Annotated in this window: 4 protein-coding genes; all 4 read left to right on the plus strand. The window is 48.1% G+C overall.

The window, feature by feature from the left end; translation table 11 throughout:
* Positions 1-939 (plus strand): protein-disulfide reductase DsbD family protein (locus RM811_RS00680; RefSeq protein ID WP_402519736.1); only part of this gene is annotated, 939 nt, incomplete at its 5' end.
* The gene (locus RM811_RS00685) at positions 936-1,487 is read left to right on the plus strand and encodes a protein disulfide oxidoreductase (protein WP_402519738.1); all 552 of its coding nucleotides are present in this window, start codon (positions 936-938) and stop codon (positions 1,485-1,487) included. The genes RM811_RS00680 and RM811_RS00685, both read left to right, overlap by 4 nt.
* A gap of 411 nt (positions 1,488-1,898) precedes the next feature.
* Positions 1,899-4,811: an RNA polymerase-associated protein RapA gene (rapA, locus tag RM811_RS00690; protein WP_402519741.1), complete on the plus strand. Its 2,913-nt coding sequence runs from the start codon at positions 1,899-1,901 to the stop codon at positions 4,809-4,811.
* A gap of 422 nt (positions 4,812-5,233) precedes the next feature.
* Entirely contained in the window at positions 5,234-6,547 is a 1,314-nt protein-coding gene (locus RM811_RS00695) for a hypothetical protein (RefSeq protein WP_402519743.1), read from the plus strand.
* Positions 6,548-6,663 lie beyond the last annotated feature (116 nt).

Genomic DNA, 6,663 nt, shown 5'->3' on the forward strand with positions numbered 1-6,663 from the left:
ATGGTATTGGTGACCGGACTGTTTGCCGCCAATATGATGGGGCTTTTTGAAATACAGTTATCCAGCAACAGCAGTACCTGGCTGGCCTCAAAAGGTGACAACTCCTACGCCGGTCATTTTATCCAGGGTATGTTCGCAACCTTACTGGCAACTCCATGTAGCGCACCATTTCTGGGAACGGCGGTCGCCTTTGCCCTGGGCGCCGATTACTTCATGCTATTTCTGGTATTTACTGCGCTGGCCATTGGTATGGCCATTCCGTGGTTATTGATCGCCAGCTTTCCACAACTGGCCAGCTTTCTACCCAGACCCGGTCGCTGGATGAATACCGTAAAAACCCTGTTTGGCTTTATGATGCTGGCCACCAGCCTGTGGCTGCTGAGCCTGATGGCAAGTTTCTTCGGTACCCCAGTGACGTTGATGATCGGGGCAATCTTTATTATCGGTTTGCTCTGGCGACTTGGAAAAGTCAAAGGCAGGCGTTCAGTGGTTATGACCCTGGCATTTTTATGCATGGTATCCGCTGCCGGTTTACTGATCAGCTTCACAAACGGTCGCCTGTCAGCAAAGCCTGCTGCTGAGATACACTGGCAGCCATTAGACACAGAATCGATTCAGGAGGCGGTTCAGCTGGGTAAAACCGTGTTTATTGATATCACCGCAGAATGGTGCATCACCTGCAAAGCAAACAAAGTCGGTGTTCTCCAACGGGAACCGGTCTATTCAAAGCTACAGGCCGATAACCTGATTCCCATGCAGGGTGACTGGACCCGACCTTCAGAGTATGTAACCGATTTCCTGCAGTCTTATGGCCGCTACGGAGTGCCGTTTAACATCGTGTATGGCCCGGGAGCACCAGAAGGTATTGAGCTGCCAGTTATTCTGACCCGTGATGCGGTCATTAAGGCAATTGAACAGGCCAGTGGGGATTCTCAATGAAGCAGGGAAATGCAGAGAATAATGAAGCGGCCAAAAAGATAACTGAAAAACCGGGACGACTTAAACGCTGGGCTCGCGAAGCCTTATTGATGGTGGTGATCTTTATCACTGCCAGCATTGCTATCGATCTCTGGCGCGGACAGACAATGCCTGATGGAACCATGCCTGAAATGGTGGTATCCACACTTCAGGGAGAAATCATTGATGTCAAGGCCCTCAGCCATGAACAGCCGGTAATGATTTATTTCTGGGCTACCTGGTGTTCAATCTGCCGCTTTGTCTCTCCCACGGTTAACTGGATGAGTGACGATTACGCGGTTGTGTCTGTTGCACTTTCTTCAGGGGAGAATGCCCGCATAGCCGGGTACATGGAACATCATGGGTATGACTTTCGAACCGCAAATGACAATGACGGGTTAATTGCCCGGCAATGGGGAATTAGTGCTACACCTACCCTGGTCATTGTGAAAAACGGTCAGGTGGTTTCTTCAACCACGGGTATCAGCACACCGCCGGGTATCTGGTTGAGAATGCAGCTGGCAAAGTGATTGCTCCACGCACAGAGACTGCAGAGTGATCACTGCAGTCCACAGGGTGCTTATAAAAACGCATTGAAAGGGAAGCTGAATTAATAGAAGGCAAACTCCCGTCTATAATCATCCCTGCACGGTGAATTTTGCTCACCCTCGTAGTACAAATTAAAAAGTGCAATTTAAGAGGATTCCGCTAATATAACGCGCTTTTTGGCACATTGGTCATAATCTTCAGGCAAGTCACTGCGGTGAGGGGTATGATTGCAATGGGTCGAGTAGCCTGAGATAACCTCTGTTCGCAGAGAGATTCTCACCGTAAACCATTTTCAAAATACAGCCTGCAGGTTCATCTCCGACCTGCGCTATCGCTGAAAAGCGATGCCGTATAAAAGCGGGCTGTCAGTCAGGCAAGGTTAGTAGTCAAATATGACGAGTTTCGTTTCTGGACAACGCTGGATTAGTGATACTGAGACCGAACAGGGGCTGGGCACCATACTCACCTTTGATAGTCGAATGGTCACCCTGCTGTTTCCTGCTACCGGTGAAACCCGGCTTTATGCCATCAACAACTGTCCTTTGACCCGTGTCGAATTCAACCCCGGAGATCGTGTTGAAAGCCACGAGGGCTGGACGATGCAGGTCACCGACGTCATCGAAAAGCACGGATTGCTGACCTATTATGGAACCCTCCCCGATGGTGAAGCGGGCCAGCTGCCAGAAGCTGAGTTGGGCAATCATATTCGCTTCAACAAGCCTCAGGATCGCCTGCTGGCCGGTCAGATCGACCAGAACAGTAACTTTTCCCTGAGGTACAAGACGCTCCACTACAACTACGGACTGCGTAAGTCCCCCATGCGCGGATTAGTTGGCCCACGTACCAGCCTGATTCCCCATCAGCTGCACATTGCCCGTGAAGTTTCTCAGCGCCATGCTCCCCGAGTCATGCTGGCTGACGAAGTGGGTATGGGTAAAACCATCGAGGCAGGCCTGATACTGCATCAGCAGCTGATTACCGGTCGGGCCAGCCGGGTACTGATTCTGTTGCCAGAAAGCCTGGTGCATCAGTGGCTGGTCGAAATGCTACGCCGCTTTAATCTGCATTTCAGTGTCTTTGATGAAGAGCGCTGCCGCCAGTCCCCGGATGAAAATCCGTTCAACACCGAACAGCTGATTATCTGCAGCATCGGTTTTCTCTGTCATGACGACGAGCGTCGTCAACAGGCCATGGACGCTGAGTTTGACCTGCTGATTGTCGATGAAGCCCATCACCTGATCTGGTCTGAAGAAGAGACCAACGCTGAGTATCAGTGTGTAGAAGCACTGTCCCAACAGATCCCCGGATTATTGCTACTGACAGCAACCCCGGAACAGATGGGCGCCAAGAGCCACTTTGCCCATTTACGCCTGCTGGACCCTGACCGTTTTCACGACCTGGCCGCCTTCGAAGCAGAAGAAAGCCGCTACGAACCTGTTGCCGAAGCAGTTCAGGAGCTGCTGAATAATGAGAACAAGGCTCTGCCGGCCCTGGCCAGGGATCACCTGATCAGTTTCTTGGGAGAAGACAGCAAGTCGCTGATCGATGTTCTGGATAAAGCGCTGGATCAGGATCAGGATCAGGATGATGAGGAGGTCAGGAATACGACTCGTACGCAGTTACTCCGTCGCCTGCTGGATCGTCACGGTACGGGTCGTGTAATGTTCAGAAATACCCGTGCAGCGGTAGGAGGTTTCTCCGGCCGTGCGGTTCAGGGCTACCCTCAGCCTTTGCCTGAGCTGTATGAGATTGCCCTGGAAGAAGAGAGCTATTATCGCCACAATCTTTACCCGGAGCTGGCCTATCAGGCACAGATTCAGGTGGAGGATATGGACCCATGGTGGAAAGTTGACCCGAGGGTGGACTGGCTGATTAACCTGCTCAAGCTGCTTAAAAAACAGAAAGTACTGGTTATCTGTGCCAACGCCAATACGGCGCTGGATCTGGAAAATGCATTGCGTATTCTTTCCGGCATTCCTGCGGCGGTTTTCCATGAACACATGAGCATCATTGAGCGGGACCGTGCCGCTGCCTATTTTGCGGAAGGAGAGCACGGTGCCCAGGTACTGGTTTGCTCCGAAATCGGAAGTGAAGGTCGTAACTTCCAGTTTGCCCATCATCTGGTTCTTTTTGACCTGCCGGAGCATCCGGATCTTCTGGAACAGCGCATCGGCCGACTGGACCGTATCGGCCAGACCGAAACCATCAAGATTCATGCGCCTTACCTGCTTGGCACCGGTCAGGAAGCCCTGTTCCACTGGTATGACCAGGGGTTGAACGCTTTTGCTGACACCTGCCCTGCGGGCAGCATGGTACAGATGCAACTGGGCGAGGCGTTGGTTCCCTATCTGCAGCCCGGAAGCCAGAGCTCTCCCGAGGCGATGGATCTCTCCATGAAAAGCTTGCTGAACCAGGCCTCTGAGCTGAATCAACAGCAGCTGGAGCATCTCCATAAAGGCAGGGACCGTTTGCTGGAGTTGAACTCTCGTGGCCTGACTTCCAGTGAAGATATGATCAATGATATCGAAGAACAGGAACAACCACGGCAGCTCAAGCGGTTTATGGAAAAGCTGTTTGAAGGCTTTGGTGTTGAAGCAGAAGACTACTCAAAGCACTGCCTGGTGATTCGCCCCGGCAGTCATATGATTACCACCTTCCCGGGTCTTCCGGAAGATGGTATGACCGTCACCTTTGACCGGGAGATGGCACTGTCCAGGGAAGATATGCACTTTCTGACCTGGGAGCACCCTATCGTCGCTGAAGGGATAGACATGGTGTTGACCAGTGAGCTGGGTAACACCTCCGTCGCCCTGCTCAAGAACAAGGCCCTTAAACCCGGCACCATGTTGCTGGAAGCAATCTATGTGGTGGAAATCAGTGCTGACAGAACCCTGCAGCTGGATCGTTATTTACCGGCAACCCCCATTCGTTGCCTTATTGACCCGGGCTTCAACGATCTATCTGAAAAAGTCGCCTTTGATACGCTGAATGCACAGCTACAGCCAATCAAGCGTGGTGTTGCCAAAAAACTGGTGAATGCACAGAGAGCCCCATTCCTGGAAATGCTGGACAAAGCCGAAGGGTATGCGAAGGATCGGGTTCAACCGATTGTGAACCAGGCCTGCCAGAACCTGCTGACCGATGTCACGGAAGAAATTAAACGACTGGCGGCACTTAAGATAGTGAATCCCAATGTCCGGGATGAAGAAATTGAATACCTGAAGAATCGTGCAGCCCTTGGTCATCAGGCATTACAGAAAGCGGTTCTCCGACTGGATGCACTGCGGATTATGATTGCCGGTTAATGTTTTTGTGAATTAGCCCAACTCTGAAAATGGCAAGCTGATATGTAATAACTCAGCTTGCTTTCTATTGTATATTGAATACCCATTCTCGTTTCAATCTGTGCTCCACAGGGTATTAATCCTTTCCATTTAACAAACAAAAAATTATCTTCCCATTTTTTCAATTTCCAAAAAAATTATTAAGCAGGCTAAGCACCTGATCAAATTAAATCGAATATCCCTAACACAGCAGTTAGTCTAATGCTTTACCAATAGTGCTACAGTGGCTTTGCCAGTCTGAAATAGACTTGCAAACGAAGAAAATTATATGCGAAAACAAATGGTCAACTACTTACGCAAATATACACTTTTGTATAAAATTAATTTCTCCAACCTTCATAAAATAGCTGTAATTTGAATTTATAAATAAGGGGATTTAAATAATGATAAATAAAGGAAGTTCAGCCATAAATCGCCCCTCACCTCTAAGGGAATCCATCACTCATGACCCGCAGACAAGAGAGGATGAGAGCACCATCATACCAAAGCCTGATACACGTCCATCTCATTTAATTAGGCCTATTGATAAGATGAAAGTAGTCTGTGTTGAACTTCAACCACAGATACTGGACAAAATACTACTGAATCAAAGAATTCCTTGCCGGACACGTTTTTTTCTGGAATGTTTGTGCAATGACGAATTAAACGCCAGCCATATGGAGAATGGCTCGTTTAAAATGCTGATCCAGGACATTAATGAAGACTTTCAATTGCAAGAAAATATTGAAAAAGAGTTACGCCATAGGTTCTCCGAAAATTATGAAGAAGGCATTCGTACTTTTTTCACCACCTACCATAACAATAACAATGTAATGCGGTCTCTCCAATTCTTAGCAGCAAGAGAGACATACCGTCGTTTTTATTCACCACTGGATTTTATCAAAGGAATTCTGGACAATATCCTTTCTGGCCGACCAATTATAACAAGCGTTGATGACTCAACGTTACATATTGAATATAAGCCATTAAAAAAATCGGAGATTAAAGTAGACTGGAAAACAATAGATAAGAATCCTGATCATATTCAAGGAAGTATTGTTACTATCAGGAAAGACTTACTCACATCACCAGCTACGCGTATTGAAAGTAAACAAGATTTGGACAAATGGTTTTTAATGATCAAAAAGGCATTACCTGTCATTAGAATAGATAACGGCTGTACCCAACGATGCGCCTTTGCCGAATCCCTGCTCAGCCTTATAGGACTTGAAACCCGCATCGTCACTATCAACCCAGCAAAAGACTCAAAGCTGGTCAAGTTTAATCCTGATAGTACAAACCAACTGGATGTACGCTGGTTATGGCACCGTGTATGCGCTGTTAAGCTACCTGGATCAGATGAACTGTATATTCTGGACTTTCCATATGAAGAAACAATTCCATTGAGTATGCATCCCAACATTTACAGTGGGAATCAATGGAAAGTTGGCGACCCTGACGAAAATCCGGAACCAGAATCAAGAGATGAGAGCTATGGCTATTCAACTATTAGCTTTTTACAAGAAGCATGGAGGAATGAACAGATCTCCGATCGTGTACACTACGCACCTGACAAGCCTTGGAAAACCAGTTACCATCACTGTATGACATGGGATAAACAAAATCGACAATGGCAGCACACTGAAGGCCATAACTTTTTCGACTTTACATGGGATAAACAAAACCGACAATGGCAGAAAAATGAAAGAGTGCAATAAACAATCACTATCAAACCAGCCAGAAAAATCTGGCTGGCATTACTTACTCTAATTACGCTTTCCCCATCCGCATCAGAATTTCTTCTTTTACCTGAAGGCGTTCCAGCTCTCTCTGC

It is taken from the genome of Endozoicomonas sp. (genome assembly GCF_031844845.1).
Taxonomy (GTDB): domain Bacteria; phylum Pseudomonadota; class Gammaproteobacteria; order Pseudomonadales; family Endozoicomonadaceae; genus Endozoicomonas.